The 21,156-nt window shown below is 47.1% G+C and carries 21 protein-coding genes; 8 read left to right on the top strand and 13 right to left on the bottom strand.

The window, feature by feature from the left end; all coding sequences use genetic code 11:
* Positions 1–412: 412 nt before the first annotated feature.
* The 6 genes from chrA to QF041_RS18720 form a co-directional block, all read right to left on the bottom strand.
* The gene (chrA, locus tag QF041_RS18745) at positions 413–958 is read right to left on the bottom strand and encodes a chromate efflux transporter ChrA (RefSeq protein WP_076329890.1); all 546 of its coding nucleotides are present in this window, start codon (positions 956–958) and stop codon (positions 413–415) included.
* Positions 959–960: 2 nt separating this feature from the next.
* Positions 961–1,548, bottom strand: coding sequence for a chromate efflux transporter ChrB (gene chrB, locus QF041_RS18740; RefSeq protein ID WP_017691071.1), 588 nt, complete (start codon positions 1,546–1,548; stop codon positions 961–963).
* A 12-nt stretch (positions 1,549–1,560) separates the two neighbouring features.
* A complete protein-coding gene (chrS, locus tag QF041_RS18735; RefSeq protein WP_036616550.1) occupies positions 1,561–2,055 on the bottom strand; it encodes a chromate efflux transcriptional regulator ChrS in 495 nt (164 codons plus the stop codon).
* A gap of 270 nt (positions 2,056–2,325) precedes the next feature.
* Entirely contained in the window at positions 2,326–3,441 is a 1,116-nt protein-coding gene (locus tag QF041_RS18730) for a PAS domain-containing sensor histidine kinase (RefSeq protein WP_307415299.1), read from the bottom strand.
* On the bottom strand, positions 3,434–4,084 hold the full coding sequence (locus QF041_RS18725; protein ID WP_017691068.1) for a response regulator: 651 nt from the start codon (positions 4,082–4,084) through the stop codon (positions 3,434–3,436). The genes QF041_RS18730 and QF041_RS18725 overlap by 8 nt, the downstream gene beginning before the upstream one ends.
* 109 nt (positions 4,085–4,193) lie before the next feature.
* Positions 4,194–4,625, bottom strand: coding sequence for a GAF domain-containing protein (locus QF041_RS18720; RefSeq protein WP_307415298.1), 432 nt, complete (start codon positions 4,623–4,625; stop codon positions 4,194–4,196).
* A 373-nt stretch (positions 4,626–4,998) separates the two neighbouring features.
* Between QF041_RS18720 and QF041_RS18715 the strand changes: the two genes are divergently transcribed.
* On the top strand, positions 4,999–5,775 hold the full coding sequence (locus QF041_RS18715; RefSeq protein WP_307415297.1) for a Crp/Fnr family transcriptional regulator: 777 nt from the start codon (positions 4,999–5,001) through the stop codon (positions 5,773–5,775).
* A 181-nt stretch (positions 5,776–5,956) separates the two neighbouring features.
* Here QF041_RS18715 and QF041_RS18710 read toward each other — a convergent pair whose 3' ends face one another.
* The 3 genes from QF041_RS18710 to QF041_RS18700 form a co-directional block, all read right to left on the bottom strand.
* Positions 5,957–6,514: a GNAT family N-acetyltransferase gene (locus QF041_RS18710; RefSeq protein WP_307415296.1), complete on the bottom strand. Its 558-nt coding sequence runs from the start codon at positions 6,512–6,514 to the stop codon at positions 5,957–5,959.
* A 279-nt stretch (positions 6,515–6,793) separates the two neighbouring features.
* Positions 6,794–6,949 carry a hypothetical protein gene (locus QF041_RS18705; protein ID WP_017691064.1) on the bottom strand — a complete coding sequence of 52 codons (156 nt, stop codon included), beginning with the start codon at positions 6,947–6,949 and terminating at the stop codon, positions 6,794–6,796.
* A gap of 152 nt (positions 6,950–7,101) precedes the next feature.
* Positions 7,102–7,395: a hypothetical protein gene (locus QF041_RS18700; RefSeq protein WP_307415295.1), complete on the bottom strand. Its 294-nt coding sequence runs from the start codon at positions 7,393–7,395 to the stop codon at positions 7,102–7,104.
* A 224-nt stretch (positions 7,396–7,619) separates the two neighbouring features.
* On the opposite strand from QF041_RS18700, the gene QF041_RS18695 reads away from it, so the two are divergent.
* The 4 genes from QF041_RS18695 (at position 7,620) to QF041_RS18680 (ending at position 13,661) form a co-directional block, all read left to right on the top strand.
* Positions 7,620–9,134 (top strand): DUF6359 domain-containing protein, encoded by a 1,515-nt coding sequence (locus QF041_RS18695; RefSeq protein WP_307417004.1) that lies wholly within the window; start codon positions 7,620–7,622, stop codon positions 9,132–9,134.
* 207 nt (positions 9,135–9,341) lie between these two features.
* Positions 9,342–9,971: a sporulation-specific diadenylate cyclase CdaS gene (gene cdaS, locus QF041_RS18690; protein WP_083657381.1), complete on the top strand. Its 630-nt coding sequence runs from the start codon at positions 9,342–9,344 to the stop codon at positions 9,969–9,971.
* Between the two features lie 287 nt (positions 9,972–10,258).
* Positions 10,259–11,365, top strand: a complete 1,107-nt coding sequence (locus tag QF041_RS18685; RefSeq protein ID WP_074093168.1) for a Glu/Leu/Phe/Val family dehydrogenase — start codon at positions 10,259–10,261, stop codon at positions 11,363–11,365.
* A 229-nt stretch (positions 11,366–11,594) separates the two neighbouring features.
* The gene (locus tag QF041_RS18680) at positions 11,595–13,661 is read left to right on the top strand and encodes a methyl-accepting chemotaxis protein (protein WP_307415293.1); all 2,067 of its coding nucleotides are present in this window, start codon (positions 11,595–11,597) and stop codon (positions 13,659–13,661) included.
* Positions 13,662–13,815: 154 nt separating this feature from the next.
* Here the strand turns inward: QF041_RS18680 and QF041_RS18675 are convergent, their stop codons facing one another.
* Positions 13,816–14,679: a LysR family transcriptional regulator gene (locus QF041_RS18675; protein WP_307415292.1), complete on the bottom strand. Its 864-nt coding sequence runs from the start codon at positions 14,677–14,679 to the stop codon at positions 13,816–13,818.
* A gap of 156 nt (positions 14,680–14,835) precedes the next feature.
* Here QF041_RS18675 and QF041_RS18670 point away from each other — a divergent pair, with 156 nt between their 5' ends.
* Positions 14,836–15,897, top strand: coding sequence for an oxidoreductase (locus tag QF041_RS18670; RefSeq protein ID WP_307415291.1), 1,062 nt, complete (start codon positions 14,836–14,838; stop codon positions 15,895–15,897).
* 45 nt (positions 15,898–15,942) lie between these two features.
* On the opposite strand, the gene QF041_RS18665 is transcribed toward QF041_RS18670, so the two are convergent.
* A complete protein-coding gene (locus QF041_RS18665) occupies positions 15,943–17,226 on the bottom strand; it encodes an MFS transporter (protein ID WP_307415290.1) in 1,284 nt (427 codons plus the stop codon).
* A 66-nt stretch (positions 17,227–17,292) separates the two neighbouring features.
* Positions 17,293–18,534 carry an ATP-grasp domain-containing protein gene (locus QF041_RS18660; RefSeq protein WP_307415288.1) on the bottom strand — a complete coding sequence of 414 codons (1,242 nt, stop codon included), beginning with the start codon at positions 18,532–18,534 and terminating at the stop codon, positions 17,293–17,295.
* Positions 18,535–18,751: 217 nt separating this feature from the next.
* On the opposite strand from QF041_RS18660, the gene QF041_RS18655 reads away from it, so the two are divergent.
* Positions 18,752–19,315, top strand: coding sequence for a type 2 periplasmic-binding domain-containing protein (locus QF041_RS18655; protein WP_307415287.1), 564 nt, complete (start codon positions 18,752–18,754; stop codon positions 19,313–19,315).
* Positions 19,312–19,722 carry a DUF2000 family protein gene (locus QF041_RS18650; protein ID WP_047840412.1) on the top strand — a complete coding sequence of 137 codons (411 nt, stop codon included), beginning with the start codon at positions 19,312–19,314 and terminating at the stop codon, positions 19,720–19,722. The genes QF041_RS18655 and QF041_RS18650 overlap by 4 nt, the downstream gene beginning before the upstream one ends.
* Before the next feature lie 111 nt (positions 19,723–19,833).
* Here QF041_RS18650 and QF041_RS18645 read toward each other — a convergent pair whose 3' ends face one another.
* A complete protein-coding gene (locus QF041_RS18645) occupies positions 19,834–21,042 on the bottom strand; it encodes an MFS transporter (protein WP_221823821.1) in 1,209 nt (402 codons plus the stop codon).
* Between the last annotated feature and the right edge of the window lie 114 nt (positions 21,043–21,156).

The raw sequence follows: 21,156 nt of genomic DNA, 5'->3' as shown, positions 1-21,156 counted from the left end.
TTCAAATGTGAGTGTGAAACGCGCAAATAAAAACGGTGATGCCAGCTAATAGCTGGTATCACCGTTTTTTGGTCTATAAACTAGAGCGTGTCTCCAAGCGCTAACGAATCTGAAATGTCTTATTCAGGGATTTGGAGCGTTTGTAGAAATCTAAGGAATCTGAGACACGTTATATCGGAAATTACAGTCTTTTATAGTACTTGTGTCAGGTGATTGTGGTAAATAACGTGTCTGATGTTCCTTACAATTTATAAAGAGGACCTAAAGACCAAATAATTGGACACTGACATCCTTCCTCATAAAGCTTGTCTAAGTATTAAGACAGTTAAAAAAAGAAACGTCCAGAACCTCTGCATACACCCATTGCAGATGTATCCAAGAGATTCTGTGACGTTCCCTGTATGTTCTACTACTACATTGTGTGAGACAGTACCAGTGCACCATAGGCAAAAGCGATTACGATCAGAATGGCCGGATGCAGCTTGGTCTTGGTCATGACCCAGAGCGAGATGCCTGCAATGATCAACGTCTGCCAGATGCCGATGGAATTGGTGGATAGCTGACCGAATTCCCATGTAAGCAGAATCATGAGTACAGCGATAACAGGCTGCACGAGTAGGGTCATGCCTTTGACTTTTGGTGAAGTACGATGTTTGTTCAACAGACGAAGTAATATAATTAGTGCGGTCGCGGAAGGTACGATTGTGGCAAAACTTGCGATAAATGCCCCAAACCAGCCTGCTACGTGGTACCCGACAAATGCAGCAATTTTGGTTGCAATCGGCCCGGGAAGGGCGTTACCAATCGCCAGTACATCACCGAATTGCTCTGTGGTCATCCATTGGTAATGGTTCACAATCTCTTCCTGCATAAGCGGAATGGAAGCTGGACCGCCCCCATATCCCAAGATGTTTGCTACGAAAAATCCCCAAAATAATTCCCACCAGGTCTGGAGCATCCTTAGGACACCCCCTTATCGGACTCGCCTTTGGACTTGAAGCGCTGAACCAGATCCAGATGAAAGACACCATATCCCAGGAAAACCGCGATCACAATCCCCGGATGGATATCCAGCAGCTGCAATAGTACAAAGGCAATTACGCCGAATAGGGCGGCAAAAACTTTACCGAGTCCCTTCCAGGCTTTCATGGCAAATTCATAAGCCATCATGCCCAGCATGACAAAAATGACTGGCCGAACGGCGGCTACCATGCCGGCTACTACTTTCGACTCGCGTAGCGCGTACATGGAACCGAGCAGAGCAATGATGGCAATGCTTGTCGGCAAAATGTGAGCGAGTACGGACACGATCGCGCCCAGCACACCTTTGGTTTTATAACCGAGATATGCAGCCATCTTGGTCGCGATGGGACCCGGCAGGGCATTGGCGATAGCCAAAATCTCGCCGAACTCCTCATCACTGACCCATTTGTAACGCGTAACGGCTTCGTAACGGATCAACGGAATAACCGAAGGACCACCGCCGTATCCGAGAATTCCGGTTCGTACCATTCCGATGACGAGACCGTTGTAATCTTTCCAACCCATGCTGATTTCCTCCTAGAGTCTCATGCCCATCCGGCTTTTATAACGCTTCAATAATAGCTGTGATTCCACTTTGACGATACCCGGCATCTTATAGAGCTTCTCCAGCAAGAACTGCTCCATCTCTTCCATATCCGCAAAAATACCGTGCATGTGCAGGGTACTTGGGCCTGTCATATGATAAAGGCTGGTGACGGCTGGCTCTTCATCCAGTTTCTCAGCGACTTCATCCAGGAAGGGCGGTTCAACATCGACATTGAAAAAGGCCGAGACCTGAAGCCCAACTTTGCCAGGGTTGATCACAACGGTAAAGCGTTCGATGATTCCTTTTTCGGATAACGCATTGATGCGCGCCTGAACTGCTACACGTGACAACCCGATCTGTGTACCCAGATCCGTATAGGATATTCGGCTGTTATGGTGAAGCGCGGCGATGATTTTGCGATCCATCTCGTCCAGATTGTACATTTGTGGAATTTCCCCACCCTTGGAGGAGCGTTTCTCTGACATGTTGACCATCCTTTTCTCTCGCTATATGAAATGAACAATGAAATTTTACTAAACATACAATGTGTATGTGGCATTCATAGTTTAATGACGAATCGTAACTGGAGTCAATCTATTTATCATGATTATTGAATTTAACCGATTTTGAGCCTTCATTTTGTCATTTCGACCAATCGGAAATAAAAAGACCACTCGCACAGTCCAATAGCGAGCAGCCGTTAAATAATAGATAAGCTGGAGTGAAGCGCAAAGTGTGATACAAAGCATGTCCGGTTATCCCTGTGCTGTCTTGGGCAGTAAAAGGGTAACGGTGGTCCCTTCGCCAGGCTCGGAAGAAACTCTCAACGTTCCTCCTGCACCACGGGCACGCTCTTCCATACTGAACAATCCAACGCCATTGCCTGCGGTTGCTTCGCTGAATCCAGCACCCTGGTCTTCAATAATAACCATCGTCATGTTCTCAGCGTCTTCTATAGTAACACGTGCCTCGGCAACATCGGCATACTTCGCGACATTGGTTAAGGCTTCCTGAATAATTCGGTAGATGGCTATCTCCCGGTTCATTTCCAATCGTTTGCGCAAATTACATTCCAGATCAACTTCGATCCCGTAGTGACGGGTGTAATTCTCGATATACGTACGAATCGCCGGAACAACACCCAGGTCATCCAGAACGGATGGTCTCAGCTCCCATGCCATACCGCGTACATCTTCCATGATACCCGTGACCTGCTTACGAAGTGCTTCAACCCCGGGGTGAGGCTGGTCTGCCAGCAGGCGATCCATCTGAATCACCAGAGAGAAGAGACTCTGTCCAATCCCGTCATGCAGTTCACGCGAGATCCGGCGTCGTTCCTCTTCCTGAATGTTCATCACTTGGGACATCATCTTTTGCAATTCGGCTTCGACGGATTTCAGCTTGGTGACCTCGCTGCGTACAGCCAGGTATTGATATGGCTCCCCGTCGTTATCAAGGAAAGGCACGATGGTGGTGTTGACCCAATAATGACTGCCATCTCTGGCACGATTGAGAATTTCCCCGTTCCATACCTTACCTGAGGATATCGTTTCCCACAGGTTTTTCATAAAGCTTTTGCCATGGTATCCGGAATTAATGATTCGATGATCCTTACCGATCAGTTCCTCGCGCTCATACTGCGAGATTTCACAGAATTTATCATTCACATACTGGATTTTCCCCTTGCGGTCTGTCAGGGCTACAATGGAGGATTCATCCAAGGCAAATTTCAGATCACTCAGTTGATGCAGGGAACCCTTCAACCTGCTGCGAAATTCATTATCGGTAATGTGATCATCGATTTCGTTCAGCAGGAGGCGTACGGGCTGGTCTGCGAGTCCACTTAATCTGTTCTTGCGTGCACTACTCAAAGTTCAGCAACCCCTTTTTCATGGCGAATTTCACCAGTTCCGGTCGTGTACGCAGGCCAAGTTTCTCCATCAGATTGCTTTTGTGGGATTCAACCGTTTTGACACTGATGATCAGATGTTCGGCGATTTCCTTGTTGGCGTAACCCTTGGCAATCCAGGACAAAATCTCTTTCTCCCGCTCGGATAACGTGTCATACGGTCCGGCGTTTTCCTGTTTGGCTTTGTCCAGGTATTCACTCATCAGCCGCTTGGTTGCACTGGGGTACAGATAGGCGCTACCCTCTGCTACGGAACGAATTGCAGCAAGCAATTCTTCATGCGGCGCACTTTTGAGTATATATCCGGATGCTCCCGCGTGGATGGCACGGAACAGATATTCTTCATCGTCATGCATGGTTAGTATCAAAATGGAGACATCTGGCATCAATTTCTTCAATTCAGCGGTAGCGGTCAGACCGTCTTTGCCTGGTGGCATGCTGAAATCCATCAAGACCACATCTGGTTTCAACTCTTGAGCCTTGGCAATGGCTTCATCGCCATCTGCGGCATCTCCAACGATATGTATATCATTCTTTCCTTCAAGTAAGGCGATCAGCCCGGAACGCACGACAACATGGTCGTCTACAACTAATAGTTGAATCACATGATTTCCCCCTGTCCGCTTCCTTAGTTCTATCTATATCATAACAAAAAAAGAAGCCATTCAGAGCTTTAATCTCCGAATAGCTTCTCTCACGCTCTAGTTCAAACTTTTATCCAAACACCTTCGGCTGAAGATGTAGAGCGATTTGCTCCGTCTGCCGGATCATGTCCGATGAGAAGGTGCAAGGCAGTCTGCTGCCAACAAGCAGCACGGCACCAGGCACGCTTCCTTCCTGGAACACAGGTACCGCTATGGCACTTACCAGCCGCTCAGCAAGCATTAACGGGCAACGACCGGGTGTATGCTCCCCGGTGGATTGTGCATCAGATCGAGCTGTGCGTCCAGTCCGAAGGGCTGTGCCGACCAGATCTTGTCCGGGGCGCATTTCCATGCGTTTCACCCGTTCATTACTAGCCCCAGAGGTATACTTCCAGCGTAGCATCGTACCGTTCAGACAGGCAAGTCCACAGAAGTCGCTGGATGTGTTCAGGCGCAGGCCGTCGATCATCTCCTGAATGCCAGATGGCAGTTCATCATGCATGAGAGGACACTTCCTTTATCGAAATTATAACGTACGTAACGTGGAATTATTATCATTAACCTTTTAGAATCATCTTAAAGTAAGGGTATTACAATGTTAATTCTATTGTAGACCCTTTCTCGTACATTGTAATTCAGGGAAAACCCCTATTTCCGTTCTATAATTTACTGAACATGGGCAGTGGAGGACTCCTGAATCAGGTGCACCAAGGGATTGAAGAAATGCGAAGGATGAGGCATATCGGTGAAATGTGACTTTTCTCACAGCAAATTCAGGGAGTTTCTCGTTAATGATCAGGTAATCCCCCGATAACCCTCGCGCTACTTTCGCGGTATGATGAATACATAAGGAATCACCGAGGAGGACGAAGGTTATGGGTACAGTATTTGTAGAAAGAACAACCCAAAGAACAGAGCAGAAACAAACGGAGGCGGGCAAAATGACACGGGAAACAGGCGGAATCCTTTCGTTCGTTACACCTGAGCAATGGGGCCTGATTGAAGCAAAAATGCAGCCCAAACGGGTGAAGTCGGGGTATAGTCTCTTTCTCGAAGGCGATGAAGCCGGATATCTGTACTACATTCGTTCGGGACGAGTGAAAATGACCAAGTCGACGGAGGATGGCAAGGAAATTATTTTATCCATTCAGCAAAGCGGCGATCTCATCGGTGAATTCGGCGGCGTCGGCGGATTGAATCACAGCTACAGTGCAGAGATGGCGGAAAAAGGGGAACTGGCCATTATCTCGCTTAGCGATCTGGAAAGTATACTCAGCAAACATGGCGACCTTGCCTTGAAATTCTTGCAATGGATGGCACTGTCGCAACGGATCACCCAGTCGAGATTCCGTGATTTGCTGCTCTATGGCAAGGCGGGTGCGCTCGCTTCGACACTGATCCGTGCCAGCAATTCGTATGGCAGGGTTACACCGGATGGCATTGTGCTGGACATGAAGCTGAACCATACCGATCTTGCCGAGATGATTGGAGCTACCCGGGAGAGCGTAACGCGGATGCTGGGGGCATGGAAGGAACAAGGTACGCTGGATATGATGGACGGCAAACTGATGATTCGTGATCTTGCAGCCCTGCGCTGTATGTGTGGATGTCCTACATTCCCGAGCTGTCCGGTAGAGCTGTGCCGGTTGTAACATAGCTTGTTCCGGTGTTCCGAGTTGAGGGAAGAACAACGGTTGCATCCCCGAGGAACAAATTTGATTTAGATTCCAAATGAGGCTTCACCTCCATTGGCGATTGGGGTCGTTACGGAGAATAATAAAAAGAGCTGGCATCCGTATAATCGGTGTCAGCTTTTTTGATGTATGCGGAAAATCACATATGTAGCATTGGGTCTCCATTGGCCGTGCCATATTCACTGGCGAGAATCGAATAGATCACAGAGTCATGAAAGGAGCCTTTGTAGAACCAGTGCTCCCGTAATAGCCCTTCTCGCTGCATGCCGATCTTCTTCATGACGTTCTCCGAAGCTGTGTTGTGCGGACGACATTTGGCGTAAATCCGGTGAATGCCCAGTTCGTTGAAGCCAAAGCCTAGTAGAGCACTGGCTGCTTCGGCGGCATAACCTTTTCCTTGATAGGCGGGATTAAGGACGTAACCGATCTCTGCATTGGTTTTCTCCATCACGTGAATACCTACTCCGCCAAGGAGAGTTCCATCACTTTTCAAACATATCGCCAGTTCATAGCCTTCTCGTGGTTTTGTCTGCTGCATGTCCAACACAAATTCCACATAAGCTCGTGTATCTTCTTCGGTATTCGGCCCCCACGCTGTATGCTGTGTAACTTCTGTCATGGATGTGTAGCTATGTATACTTTTCCAGTCTGTCTCCAGAATATCCCTGATGATGAGTCGTTCGGTCTCCAATTGCATAGCTATTCCCCTCCTATATATATTGAACTAAATAATATTACACTTGCCACTCCGATGACAGAACAACCTTCCGATCGCTGTTATCCCCAGATTTTTTGGATTCCCTTTTTCAAAGGGGAAAATCCGGGGATAAAGGCGAACGCTCCGCTTCTTCAGGTTATTTCTGTCCTCTCCGTTTCTCGTGTAAATGTTTAGTTCAATTATATAGTAAAACAAAAATAGCCCAGTAACCGATTCGTGTAAAGAATGGGTTACTGGGCTATGTAAGTATAAGGCATATTATTGTGGTTGTTTACATTGAACTGCGGGATAAGTATAAGCCAGCTTACGGATAATTTCCTTTTGCCATCTCGTATCACCCAGATTGGTTGCCAGGTTCAGAAGATCCAAATAATCGTCAAGCTGCAGATCAGCCTTTTGCAGAGTTGTATTCATTCGATGTTCGTTCCCCTTTATCTATAAAATCGTAAAATTATATGCAGTAGAAAGTTACAAAGAGACAAGTTCAAGAATGATAATCATTATCACGTTTATATATTCATTATGCAATGAACGCTGGCAAAATGCAATCCCAAGTCGCATCGAATTTAACTTTTTTCTGAAAATAGGCTCATCCACAGCACATAGGGAATGTATACACCGAGATATGCGGACGGATACAAGAACCAGCCATTCAACAGGAAATGGTGAATCTCGGTGGTGAATGTGGTCATATGAGCATTCGTCGCATACACATCACCAGCGATAACGGTTGCCGCACTGTAGAAACAGAGTAGCGCAAGAATATGGAACACTCGGGTAATCATTCGGGAACGAAGAGCAACATAAGCCATAATCAGCGGAACAATCAACAAGAGTATCAAAAATACCAACTTCATCATCGTTGTACTCCTTCGGTAAATGGAAATCTAATGATAATCAGTATGGGCCAATAGACTCAACTTCTAAACTTTTTCATAAACTTTACAAAAAGAAAGAGGAATTCAGCATATGAACAATTAAATTAAAGGAGGATAACCCATTATCAGGTAATTTAGAGGAGGAGAAAGGGAATATGAAAAAGGCGTTATGGCAGCACTGGATCGGGGCATTCCTGGTCTTTATCATGATGGCAACCGCACTGCTGGGGCCGGGTTCGCAAAGTCCGGTACAAGCTGCAGCACCACTTACGGTATCTCAGGCCATCGCTGCCCAGAGCGGTGGAGGAACAGCAACGGTTGAAGGAATCATTGTTGGACATGCTACCGGGTCACTTACCGCGAAGTTTACATCTCCCTATGCCAATGATTTTAATGTTCTGATTGCAGATTCAGCGTCAGAGCGGACCAACGCCAGATTATTGGATGTACAGATTCCCTCATCTTTCCGTTCGCAATATGGATTGGCGTCCAACCCCAGTCTTGTAGGCAAAAAGATCATCGTAACCGGAACCTTAGGTGCCTACAACAGCTATGCAGGAGTCAAAAACCCAACGTCCATCACACTTTCCTCCGGAACAACCAATCCTGATCCAGAACCGAACCCGGGCACAACACTGCCGGACGGTACCGGCAAGAAAGTATTGTTCGATAATACCCACGCCCAGACAGCAGGTGCTGCCGACTGGATTATTGATGGGGCATTTTCGGATTTTGCCAACGGTTTGCGAAACGCAGGCTTTGCCGTGGATCAGCTGGAACGCAGTATCCCGTATACATTCGGTGAGCAAGCCATCACCTATAATAAATTGAAAGATTACGACGTCTTTGTCATTGGCGAAGCCAACGTGCCGTTCAAAGCGACTGAGCAGGCTGCGCTGGTGCAGTACGTGCAGAACGGAGGAAGTATCTTCTTCATCTCCGACCACTATAATGCAGACCGCAACAAAAACCGCTGGGATTCTTCCGAAGTATTCAACGGTTATCGCCGCGGTGCCTTCCTGAATCCAGCCAAAGGCATGTCTTCGGCTGAAGCCGAATCACCAGCGATGCAGAGTGTGACGAGTTCAGACTGGCTCGCGACGAACTTTGGTGTCCGTTTCCGCTACAACGCCCTTGGAGATGTAAATGCATCGGATATCGTTGCACCTGCACAATCCTTCGGCATTACGGCTGGCGTCAATTCTGTAGCCATGCATGCGGGATCGACCATTGCGATTATAGACCCTAACAAGGCCAAAGGCTTGGTGTATGTACCAAGTGGTGTGTCCAAGTGGGGCAATGCCGTGGATCAGGGTGTATACAATGGTGGTGGACGAGCTGAAGGTGCTTATGCTGCCATTGCAAAGGTTGGTGCGGGCAAAGCCGCATTTATTGGCGACTCTTCCCCTGTGGAAGACGCTACTCCGAAATATTTGCGTGAAGAGACGGGTGCTACCAAGAAGACCTACGATGGATTCAAAGAAGTGGATGATGCAACTTTCCTTGTGAATACTGTGAAATGGCTCGCGGTCAAAGAGAGCTACACCAGTCTGGCACAAGTGCCAGGACTGACATTGGATACAGCCACAAGCCTGCTTCCGATCGAAGCTCCGGCTGCATCAACCGAGCCGCAACTTGAGCCGTGGGCTGCACCTGCGGCAGGGTACAAATGGTATGACCCGACTACATTTAAGACAGGTTCATACGGCAAAGCGCAATAAGTGAAATAGACAGGACATCAAATAATGCGAGTAGGGTCTGACCGTGGAGTTTTGCGGACAGGCTCTTTTTTGCTTGTTATATCAGTTACAATGAAGCCCATGATTAGCTCCTACAGCCCTGCCATTGTATAAATATATCCTCCGGAGGGGAAGGTATGGGTACTAATGATGCGGCGTGAAGCCCAACCCAACCAGAGGAGGCGGCGAATGATGACTCGGCAAGCAGACTGTGACAGTTCCTCGATGAGGCAGAAGCTTAAGGCAGACCTCCATCGTGTAGCAGAACGTATGAATCTGACGTTATCCCGATTTGACAATGACAGTGCCTGTCTGCTGGGGCAATTTGCAGAGATTCGAGCGGAGATCAAGCAGATCGAGGTGCTCGCCTCTTCGTTTTATCTGGATTGTTATCTGTCACCTTTTACCGAGAAGTTTGCCGAATTAACATCGAGCGTACAGCATCTATCTGACCGGAGATATGGGGCGTTGATTGTGATTGAACGGGAGATTCCGTTGGAGTCGATCATTCACTCAGGCGTGACTGTGGATGCAAGAGTGACGCATGCGTTGCTGGAATCGCTATTCATTCCTGGTGCGCCATTACATGACGGGGCTGTGTTGATTCGTGGCAATCAGATTGTATCCGCTGGTAATGTGCTGCCGTTGTCGCAAGCGGAAGTGCATGAACGAAAAATAGGCACTCGTCATCGGGCAGCACTGGGACTCAGTGAATTGACGGATGCGGTTGTATTGGTTGTCTCCGAGGAGACGGGACAGGCTTCATTTGCTGTAGATGGCGATTTGCATCCAATCAATGTGGTTGAGACGCTCCCTTAAATGTGAACGATCAAGTGGCCTACTTGGGGCGATTAAGATGAGGCTATTGAGGGAAGTGTACCTTTCTCCTGTAAGGGAGAGAGGTTTTTCTATTGATAGACGATAAAATTATAATCTGAAATTCGACAGCTTTGCTCCCGCCATATGAGAAACATCGATCGATGCTTCTCTGACATTGCGATGTGATTTTGCACAAACTGGGTATTCATGGGTACAATAGAGGATGGTCAATGAATAGAGAACAATGCGATTGGATCGCAAAAATGGTTGGAGGAGACGGTTAGCACATGAGTTGGTTTGAAGCAATGGAGCATCACGATTATGAGGAACTGGTTCTGTGCCAGGATCGAAATTCAGGGTTAAAAGCAATTATCGCCATACACGACACAACACTCGGCCCTGCGCTGGGAGGCACACGGATGTGGACTTACGCTTCAGAAGAAGCAGCCATTGAAGATGCCCTGCGCCTTGCCCGTGGTATGACATATAAAAATGCGGTATCCGGACTGAATCTGGGCGGTGGCAAAACCGTTATTATCGGAGATCCAAGGCGTGACAAAAACGAAGCGATGTTTCGGGCGTTTGGACGATATATTCAAGGATTGAACGGACGTTATATCACAGCCGAAGATGTGGGAACAACGGAAGAGGACATGAACCTGATCTATCAGGAAACCGATTATGTGACAGGCATCTCGGCGAGTTATGGTTCATCCGGTAATCCGTCGCCTGCAACGGCTTGGGGTGTATATCGGGGGATCAAGGCAGCAGCCAAAGAAGCATTTGGTACCGATCTGCTGGAGGGTAAAACGATAGCGGTCCAAGGTGTTGGCAATGTGGCGATGCATCTGTGCAAATATCTGTATGAGGAAGGTGCACATCTGATCGTTACGGATATCCATAAGGACTCGGTGAAACAGGCTGTGGACCGCTTCGGCGCAACAGCAGTTGATCCCGCAGACATCACTAGTGTGGAGTGTGATATCTATGCACCATGTGCACTGGGCGGCACGATTAATGACGATACGCTCAAAACGCTCAAGGCGAAGGTTGTAGCGGGCTGTGCCAATAATCAGCTGCTGGAGACCCGTCATGGGGATCAGCTGTATGATATGGGTATCGTTTACGCGCCTGACTATGTTATCAATGCAGGTGGTGTAATTAACATTGCGGATGAGCTAAACGGTTATAATGCGGATCGAGCATGGAGCAAGATCGGAGAGATCTATTCCAATCTGGAGAAAATATTCGAAAGCTCACGTACCGAGGGCATCGCAACCTATGTTGCCGCAGATCGACTGGCTGAGCGACGGATCGAACAGATGAAGAATACGCGCAGTACATTCCTGCAGAATGGCCACCACGCGCTAAGTTCTCGAAGATTGCGTAAGTAAACGTAATTGAATCATTACCAAATTTAAAACGGTCTGTTAGGTAACGGCAACATCCATTCCAAAGATGGATAGTCGATCTGACAGGCCATTTTTTTATGTTGCTATCAGAATTAAAAAAAAGAAAAACAGTGGCAATATCTCCCTAATTGATCAATTTCACTATGGATTTTTCCGATAAAGTATGTACATCGTTCAGATGCAGATGGTTCAGGGAAGTGGGGAGAAGGAAATGGGGAAAAGAAAAGGGGCAGGGCATAAGCTCAAAAATATGTCGCTTAAAATCAAGCTGCCTTTCATGATCAGTGTATTGGTTGTTTTGGTTCTGCTTGGTGCAACGACCACAAGTTATATGATTTCATCTGATGTTGTGGTCAAGAAAAGCAAGGATGAAATGAATGTGATGGCTGACCGCCTTGGGGAAGGGCTTTGGACAGCGATGCAGCTTCAACAACAATTGAGTCATGCCATATCGGTGCATAATACCTTCAAGGAACTCTTGGAGTTGCGTGATACCAACGAAATGACAGATGATACCTTTTTCACAGATGAGAATCCATACTTCAATACAGCAAATACGATTCTCACTGACAGTATAACCGATACGGAAGGCTCCAAGCCGGACCTGTTCGTATTTGATAAGGAAGGAACCATGGTGGCGGGAACCATGCCAGAAGTCATTGGGCAGTCACGGGGAGATCGGGAGTATTTCAAGGAGTCTATACAGGGGAAATCCTTCATCAGTGACGCGGTCGTTTCTAAGACTGGCAAGAAGCTCATTATTGTATTCTCGGAGCCTATCACCGATGAACAGGGGAATATACTGGGTGTGTTCGCCATGTCGGTGGACAGCAGCTTTTTCCTGGGGCAACTGGGAGACATTAAAATCAATGCCGAAGGCAGAGTTGAAGTGCTGAGCCGGAGCGGCATCATCATGTATGATTCATTGGACCCTTCCATTGTGGGACAAACGCTGGAAGCAGACAAGGAAGCGATGGGAATCATCGAGGCCAGAGCCACTGACAAAGTGAAAATCACTTCGATGGATCGAGATAACATCTATTATCGCGTTAATCAGATTCCCGGTGCAGATCTATCTGTGGTCATCATTGATGATTATGACGATATCAAGCGCCCAATAGAGGATATCCAACGTCAGATGGTTATCGTGACCTTGATCGGAGTTGTTCTGGCTATTGGTGTGGGATTGCTGATTTCTCGTAGTATTACAAGACCTATCATTCGTCTGATCGGGCTCTTCCAACAGCTTGCTCAAGGCAATCTGACCGTTAAGGCCAATGGCAGATATAACAGTGAATTCAAAGATCTGGCGGAGAGCTTTAATGGTATGGTGGAGCAGAACAGGAATCTCATTACCGATATGAATAATTCAATCCATGTCCTTCAAGCCAGCACGCAGGAATTGGAGGAGACATCCAGACAGACGGCAAGATCCATTGATGAGACATCGGCGACGTCCATGGGGATCGCGAAGGCGATGGAGGCCCAATCCGAAGATACCGAACAGATTGCAGGCAAATTCAACAGCTTCGGTGATAAAGTGGCTGCCATGAACAGCAGTGCGCAGGATGTGAAGGCGAGAGCAGATGAGATCGAATCTGTATTCCACAACGGGAATGAAGTCGTGAATGAACTGATGCGTATCAATGAGGTGAACGAACGGGAAGTGGAGAAAATCTCGGAGATTACCGTCAAACTTCAAACCAGTTCGGGCAGTATTAGTCAGATCACGGAAGCCATCAGCCAGATTGCGAAGCAGACCAATCTGCTTGCATTAAATGCTTCCATTGAAGCATCACGGGCAGGTGAGCATGGCAGAGGATTTGCAGTTGTAGCTGAGGAGATCCGCAACCTGGCAGAGCAGAGTTCCCGCCAATCCAAGGAAATCTCCAGTATTATTGAGCAGAATCTGGCTGATGTCGCCGAGAACAACCAAAGTGTTGCCGAAATTCACACCATCTCATCCAGACAGGATGAGCTTGTCTTGCAGACTCGTCAGGCATTTGATGTAATTTTGGAGAAGGTAACGGTCATTAATCAACAGATCGCTACGATGGCAGGACAGATGCAGGAGATGTTACAGAACAAGGATGATGTACTGGAGTCGGCCCATAGTTTGTCGGCTTCAGGAGAGCAGGTATCCGCTTCGGTTGAAGAGGTAACAGCAACCATGATGGAGCAATCTTCAACAGTACAGCAGTTGGCCAACATGGTTGATACGATCGATCAATTGACGCAAAAGCTGGCCGAATCGGCTGCGCGATTCAAGGTGGAGTAAGGTGTTAATTGAATAGGTATAAAGGGAAGGAAGGCAAAAGGCACTCTGTATGAGTGCCTTTTGCTTTGTTTTTTATGGTCTCGATCAATGTGCTTTAGTCCATTTAGTAATCAAGAAGATCAGCGGTTGAAAGAGGGGTACTAAGTTATCTATATCAAAACGTAATGCACTTCTGATTCAGCAGCTTCATGAATTGATCCAGCGCACTACTGACATACCGATCCTCACCGCGGACAAAGGTTGTCGTGGTATGGGTAAAACGATCTGCCAGATCAAATACGGAGAAATCATCCGGTTTCTTGTGAATAACGTTGCACGGCATAATGGTAAAAGCAATTCCAGACTCCACACAGCTAAGCAGGTTTTCCATCGTACTCACTTCGATGATATTACGTGCGGACAGTCCCTCTTCCTGCAAAAATTCTTCGGTCATTTCACGATAAGGACATCCCTCGGGGAAAACAACCCATGATACTTGGCACAGACTTTCAGGTGGTGTATCCATCTTCTTGGAGATGATATGAACCGTGTCCTGCATCTCATATTCCACCTTCAGACCCTCTTTCACACAAGCCCCGCTGATAAAAGCACCATCAATCTCATCGTCCTGTATTTTCTTGCGCAGTACTTTGGGTGAAGTGGCGTTGACGAGTGAGATGGACACCTTCGGGTAGGTTATCTGATATTCATTCAGAATCTCCATAAAACGGCTGGATGCCGCCGTTTCTACAATGCCGATTTTCAGCGTGCCGGAAGGCTCACCGGGATCGGTCATATCCTGCTTCAGATCATGTAAAAGGTTGTGAATCCGTGTGGCGTACTGGACGAACTGTTCTCCTTTGGAGGTCAGTACAACACCTTTGGGAAATCGGTTGAACAACTGGATTTGATATTCCTGCTCCAGTTTTTTGATGCGCGTAGTGACATTGGATTGCGCGTAATTCAGTTCTTTGGCGGCCTGTGAGATTTTGCCTGAACGCGCCACCGCGAGAACAATATCGATATCGGAAAGTTCCATGCTGTATCCTCCTGAACGTGGGGTAACTTTAATTACTTCCGCAGATGCTGATGTTAGGTATCTCTCTGAGAGATACAACTATATATTTCAATCATTTTACGATATATCGGAGCCGCCGTACAATATCCTTAATGACAAAGAGAGTAGGGATATGACATGGATAACATGTATACACGTTCAACATTATTAAGCCCGGTAACGATTCATCAGTGGCAATTAAGGAACCGAATTGTGATGGCACCGTTGACCCGGGGATTTGCTGATGATCAGGAGGGGACCGTGACGGATGAGATGGTGGCGTATTATGAGCAGCGTGCGCGAGATGGTGTGGGGCTGATTATTACCGAGGGCGTTAACCCGAATCTGGCAGGCAAAGGCACTTATGGCATCCCTGGCTTATATACAGATGAACAGACGATTTCTTGGAAAAGGGTAACGGATGCTGTTCACAGACATGGCGGCACCATTATTGCTCAACTGTGGCATGTTGGCAGGCTGTCCCACTCCGATCTGATCGGAACCACTCCAGTGGCACCTTCCAGCCTTGCGGCAGAGGGAAGAGTGCATAAGCTACATAAACCGTATCAGGTTCCTCAAGCGATGAGTACACAGGATATAGCGGATACGATTCAGCATTTTCAGACGGCTGCCCGCAATGCGGTTCTGGCGGGGTTCGACGGGATTGAGCTGCATGCTGCACATGGGTATCTGATCGACCAGTTTATCAATGAGAAGACCAACCACAGAACAGATGAATATGGAGGAGATACTGAGGGTAGATTGCGGTTCCTGCGGGATATTATTGTGGCTGTGAAAAAAGAGATCCCTGTGGATCGCATATCGGTACGATTTTCGGAGAAAAAGGATGATGATGCATCCTATGCTTGGGCAGACAAAGCTGGAATGATCGATGCATATCTGAACTTGTTCCGCGAGACGGGAATTACGATCTTGCATCCCTCAATAGACCATTATGCGAAAGCATGGGAAGGGGAGCAGACTTTTCACGAGCGGATTCGAAGTCGGTGGGATGGAATCATCATTGGTGTGGGGGATTTGGATGTTCAGACCGCGGAGCACGCGATTGGTAAGGGAAGCATAGATCTGGCTGCGTTCGGCAGACCGTTTATTGCCAATCCAGATCTAGTACAGAGATTGCATACGGGTCAGCAATTGATTGAGTATGATGCGAATGCACATTTGCCTATTTTGGTGTGAAAATAAAGTGAAAAAAGGGCAGAATAGGCTGCCCTGCCCTGAGTTTCAGATACTTTTTGAGTGATCCAGCGGTTTCATTTTGTTTCTTCTTGTTGAGCTTTTTTCGATATACCAGAGAATGATCATAGACAACCCATAGAACAGACTGACAGCCAGAATAATGATCCATACACTTTCCATGTCCATGCTTTTGATGAAAATGCCTGTCAAATATGGACTAAGTGTATAACCCAGGCAACCTACGAATAACAGCAAGCCATTAAACCGCCCCTGATGTGTATCGGGTACACGCGAAGCAATATACAGATTGATATTGGTCTGTACGAGAATCTCTCCAATGGTCCACAGCACCGTGGATAAGGCGACGATGGAAAAATGGGGGAAGGTTCCGAGCAGGTTCAAGGCTCCAAATCCGATTCCATAGAAGAGTGCGCCTGTAGCTATGGAGTTTAGGGCAGTTAATTTGCGTGTAGCGGACAGGATCACGGTGGTAAGAATAATGACGCTAATGGCATTGATGGTCATGACAGAGCCGTAATAGGCTGCCCCGTTCTCGCCAAACGAGTGATTCATCTGGAGTGGGAGGCTAAATGAGTATTGCATATAGATAAAATAGTTAAGAAATGACACAACGATGAAGAAGGCAACGAGTGGATTTTTCAGCAGTAGTCTGAATAACGGCGAAGGCGGTTGGCTCGATCGTTGTTGTTCTTGTTGTCCAGCATGTTCGCTGCTTGTTGATGCCAATTCCTTGCGTGTGCCGATCTTAACCTGGTTGATGATGATAAAGGTAGATATCAGAAACACGGTGCCGATACTTATAAAGACAATGTTGACGTGATCCTTGATAAAAAAACCGGCGATCAGTGGTCCGATGGCTATACCCAGATTGGCCCCCAGATACATGAGGGAAAAGGCGGACTTTCGCTCTTTCTCCTCTGTACACAGTTGAATAATCAGTGCATTATAAGCAGGCCGGGTAATACTGATGAAAAACATGACTGCAATCAGAAGATAACCAACGGTAATGGTGCCTGACCAAAAAGAGCAGCTTATAATCATGATGGCAGACAACAGTTGCCCGATGACAATAATTGTTTTTTTGCCCATAACATCGCTTAAATAGCCGCCGAGAAGTACACCGGGTCCGCTAATCAGGGCTGCCATGGACACAAAGATCCCTGCACTGACCACATTCATGCCCATCTGTAACGTAAGCACCAAGGTAATCAGGGAGAATACAAAATCTCCCGTGCTGTTAATCGTTCTGGCTAAACAGAGATAATAGATATCGCGGCTCAGACCCGCGTAGGTTTTGAATAAAGACAATAATTCCAGCCCTCCCCAAGATAACCGTCACTCCAGACCAAAAACAGTGAGGATGATCCGTACATCTTATACGGTTTCAGCAACCGTCACTTCAATCTTGAAGCGATCGTACATATCCAGCAGGGTTTGACGCAATTCCTCGAACGAATCACCCTCCACGATAGCATAGCCTGATCGGGTCATGGTATCGTTGACGTCCCCGGCCCGCTGCCCCACTTGATAGGATACATTGAACTCAATGATGCCAGGGATATCGGCATAATCCTCTATCCCGGATATGTGTTGAATTACCCCTGCGCGTGAAGGGAAGCAGATCATGCCTGTGAATTTATGGCTCGTCTCCTGTTGCTTAAATTCATATATTCCAACTTCCAGATCAGTGACGGCTTCGAAGAAATCAACGCCATGGGTGTTCTTGATACAAGGAGGCATAACATGTGATCCCCCGATTCTTGCACCAATTTCTCCAAACACCACTTCTCCTTCCGGAGTCAGAAAAAGTTCGGCATGTGTTACGGATTGATTGATACCCAAGGCTGCAATGACCCGTTCATTGAGTTCTTTGATGTGATGGATAAAATCAGCTACCGTGCCTTCAGGGAACGTAATACTGGCTGGAGGTTTCTGCTTCGTCGCAATATCCAGGCAGTTATACAGGTATTGGGAAACAGATGCAAATACAACCTTGCCTTTAGACACAATGGAATCACAATGAAACTCCGTACCGTGGATGAATTCCTCCAGCAAATCCTTTTGCTGTGCTTGTCTTGTATGGTGAAGATAATGTACCAGTTCATCCATGCTGGACAATTTGAACGTATTGATACTTCCATATCCGCTGAGTGGCTTCACAATAATCGGGAAGCCGTGTACAGCAGTGAAACGAATATAGTCCTGTTCATGTAGAGCAATTGCAATTTGGGATGTCCGAATTCCACGTTGATGCAGCATTTGTTTCATGATCCATTTGTTGCGAACAGCCTCAGCCTGATTGCGCTGCATACCGGGGATACCGAACTCGGAACGGAGTTGACCACCAATCTCAATCGCATTCTCACCCGGCGTTAACAAGGCAGAGATGGAATGGGATTCTCGGATCTGCATCATATGCTCCCTGATGGCATCTACGGACTCCAGATGATCGACATATCTAATTTCATCAAAGAAGTCCCTGAGCACCTCATCATGATGCAAATTATGCCGTTCAATAATCAGAATTTTCTTGTGATACGCCAATTTCTGCAAAGGTTTAACGAAGTTTAATCCAGTTGGAAGCCTGAAATCAGATATGTATACAATGGTTTTCATACGTTCTCGTATATCCCCTTTCAACAAAATACTAAAAATAGTAAAAATTCATTTCATAACATTATAGCTCAATATTTTCCATTTTGAATACACTTTTTGGTTAAAAATATGAACCAAAATACATATTTATGTTGCGTTAAAGTGTTAATTGACAATAGGAATTTTTTGGTATACGATCTTTAGCGGATTAGAAATAAAAAGGAGGAAATAGAAATAAATGGAGATCGTTAAAGAGAAATATGCCATACTGGGAACGCTGGGAGACGATGAAGGATTCCTGACTTGCAGCATGCATATCGCGAAGAAATTAGGCAACTCGGAACGTATCAAGCCATACCCTGAATTTGAAGCGGCTGCGGAAGACTTGAGATCAGGGATCATATCCTGCTTGCTGGTCCCCGGGGCGTATCCCAAGCTCAACAGCTTCATCATGGATTCTGAACTAGCGGTGTCTGAGAGCTTTGTGGAGAAAATTCCTGCGCTGGTTCTATCCGGCTTCCATGCGGTATGTCCAGATCAGATCGATGTTATCTATCATCATCCAGCAACCACATACTTGTTATCTGAACTTGATACAACCTATAGAGAGAACAGCACCGTATCGTCCAACCCTGAAGCTTGCAGGAAGGTCATGCACAACACGGAGAAGTCCATTGCGCTCACGAATCAGCTATGCGCTGATCATTACGGGCTTGTGACCTACAAAGTATTGCGCGAGGGAATCAATATGCCATGGGTATGTTTTACACAAAATACACAGAGGGTGAATACAGTCATATGAAAAGAATTGCTATTATACTGGATAAAAATCTGGAACCTGGCGCCGCCGCTAATGTGGCTGCCCTGTTAATGGGACAAGCAGCCCTGAATGAGCCGGGGTTATATTCTGATCAACCTGTGCTGGATCATAGCGGCGTTCAGCATGCGGGCATCCGATATAGCACTGTTATTCTGAAGGCCGGGGAGAATCAACTGATCAATCTGGCCAAACTCTGCTCAGATGACAGCGGGGGACTGAGCCATGTTGTTTTTTCACAGACAGGCCAGTCGCTCAACAATGCCTTTGAACAATATGCAGTTGAGATTGCTTCGATGGAATTGGAAGCTACCAAAGTGGTAGGTGTCATCGTGTGGGGCGAGGATGATCAAGTTAGGGCAGCGACCAAAAAATTCAGTGTCATGAAATAAGGGAAAAGGGCAGAAGCTGATCTTAGAGATCACTCTGCCCTTCTTTACATATGAAAGAATCGTTATAGAGATTGTTCAAGGTACTGAAAACCGACCTTTTTGAACACGCACTTATAGATGATTGCTGATAACGGCAGCTTTCTTTTCGGTTAAGTAGTATACGAGTGCCAGCAAAGGCATCACCAGACCAATCAGAGTAGTGAGACTCCAACCCCCATGCGCATAAGACCAGCTGCCAAGTGATGATCCAATCGCGCCTCCGATAAAAAAGATCGACATGAAGATCCCGTTTACCCGTCCTCTTGCTTCACTTAATGAATAGATAATACGCTGCCCCAGCACCAGATTACCCGAGACCGCCATGTCGAGCGTGATGGCAACGATCACAAGAAGTACAAGGGTAGCGGTAGAGTGACCCTGGAACAGATAGGCGAGCCCAAAAGAACCAGCCGCGATAACCATGGCGAGTCCGGTTAATATGCGGGTAAAGCCTTTATCCGCCCATCTTCCGGCAATCGGTGCTGCAACGGCGCCTCCGACGCCAGCCAATGCAAACCATGCAATTCCTTGCTGGGACATGCCATACTCATTGGCGAGCTGCATGGGAACTGTAGTCCAGAACAAGCTGAAGGCGCCAAACAGGCTGGCCTGATAGAGGGCTCGGCGGCGGAGCATGGGAAATGTTTTTAACAGGGAACCCAATGACAGGATTAATTGTCCATACTTCATCGCCGGTTGGGGCTGACGTGCAGGAAGTGCGCGTGACAGGAGCAAGGTTAACAATACGATAATGATTGCGGAGAAGACAAAGACCGCTTGCCAGCCGAGCAGACTCGTAATAAAACTTGCGACAGGGCGAGCCAGCATAATGCCCAGCAGCAGGCCACTCATCACATTACCGACCACCCGTCCGCGTTGCTCCTCCGAAGTGAGGTAGGTGGCGTAGGGAACCAGAATCTGTGCAACGACGGAACCAATACCGATGAAGAGGGAAGCAGCCAGAAATAATATGGCATTGGGAGAGAAGGCGGCGGCAATCAATGCAACGACCAGAATGATGAGGAAAAAAGTGATCAGCCGTTTATTCTCCAGAATGTCACTGAGCGGTACGATGAACAGCAGGCCAATCACGTAACCGATCTGTGTTAACGTCACAATCAGTCCGGCAGCAGCAGAGGAAAGCCCTGTTGTCATGCTGATCGGTCCTATAACCGTCTGAGCATAGTACAAGTTTGCCGCAAGTAGCCCGCATGCCGCGGCCAAAAGTAAAATCAACCAGCTTGGAACCGGGGTTGTCTTCACATCGTTTTGCAAATGCATGATTATCATCCTCCAATTTTTATGTTAATGATCCTTAGTGCCCTAATGGTTCCACTCAAACCATGACCGATCAGGCGTCCAAACCTTTGCGGTACTTTTATGGATTCACTAATT

The sequence above is a fragment of the Paenibacillus sp. W2I17 genome (assembly GCF_030815985.1).
Lineage (GTDB): Bacteria > Bacillota > Bacilli > Paenibacillales > Paenibacillaceae > Paenibacillus.
Note: the sequence above shows the minus strand (reverse complement) of the source record. Positions and strands in the feature narration are given on the sequence as shown.

Excerpts from the sequence above, each read along its gene's own strand:
- chrA (WP_076329890.1), bottom strand. The coding sequence starts at position 958 with ATGCTCCAGACCTGGTGGGAATTATTTTGGGGATTTTTCGTAGCAAAC.
- chrB (WP_017691071.1), bottom strand. The coding sequence starts at position 1,548 with ATGGGTTGGAAAGATTACAACGGTCTCGTCATCGGAATGGTACGAACC.
- chrS (WP_036616550.1), bottom strand. The coding sequence starts at position 2,055 with ATGTCAGAGAAACGCTCCTCCAAGGGTGGGGAAATTCCACAAATGTAC.
- QF041_RS18720 (WP_307415298.1), bottom strand. The coding sequence starts at position 4,625 with ATGCATGATGAACTGCCATCTGGCATTCAGGAGATGATCGACGGCCTG.
- QF041_RS18715 (WP_307415297.1), top strand. The coding sequence starts at position 4,999 with ATGGGTACAGTATTTGTAGAAAGAACAACCCAAAGAACAGAGCAGAAA.
- QF041_RS18710 (WP_307415296.1), bottom strand. The coding sequence starts at position 6,514 with ATGCAATTGGAGACCGAACGACTCATCATCAGGGATATTCTGGAGACA.
- QF041_RS18705 (WP_017691064.1), bottom strand. The coding sequence starts at position 6,949 with ATGAATACAACTCTGCAAAAGGCTGATCTGCAGCTTGACGATTATTTG.
- QF041_RS18700 (WP_307415295.1), bottom strand. The coding sequence starts at position 7,395 with ATGATGAAGTTGGTATTTTTGATACTCTTGTTGATTGTTCCGCTGATT.
- QF041_RS18695 (WP_307417004.1), top strand. The coding sequence starts at position 7,620 with ATGATGGCAACCGCACTGCTGGGGCCGGGTTCGCAAAGTCCGGTACAA.
- cdaS (WP_083657381.1), top strand. The coding sequence starts at position 9,342 with ATGATGACTCGGCAAGCAGACTGTGACAGTTCCTCGATGAGGCAGAAG.
- QF041_RS18685 (WP_074093168.1), top strand. The coding sequence starts at position 10,259 with ATGAGTTGGTTTGAAGCAATGGAGCATCACGATTATGAGGAACTGGTT.
- QF041_RS18680 (WP_307415293.1), top strand. The coding sequence starts at position 11,595 with ATGGGGAAAAGAAAAGGGGCAGGGCATAAGCTCAAAAATATGTCGCTT.
- QF041_RS18675 (WP_307415292.1), bottom strand. The coding sequence starts at position 14,679 with ATGGAACTTTCCGATATCGATATTGTTCTCGCGGTGGCGCGTTCAGGC.
- QF041_RS18670 (WP_307415291.1), top strand. The coding sequence starts at position 14,836 with ATGGATAACATGTATACACGTTCAACATTATTAAGCCCGGTAACGATT.
- QF041_RS18660 (WP_307415288.1), bottom strand. The coding sequence starts at position 18,534 with ATGAAAACCATTGTATACATATCTGATTTCAGGCTTCCAACTGGATTA.
- QF041_RS18655 (WP_307415287.1), top strand. The coding sequence starts at position 18,752 with ATGGAGATCGTTAAAGAGAAATATGCCATACTGGGAACGCTGGGAGAC.
- QF041_RS18650 (WP_047840412.1), top strand. The coding sequence starts at position 19,312 with ATGAAAAGAATTGCTATTATACTGGATAAAAATCTGGAACCTGGCGCC.
- QF041_RS18645 (WP_221823821.1), bottom strand. The coding sequence starts at position 21,042 with ATGCATTTGCAAAACGATGTGAAGACAACCCCGGTTCCAAGCTGGTTG.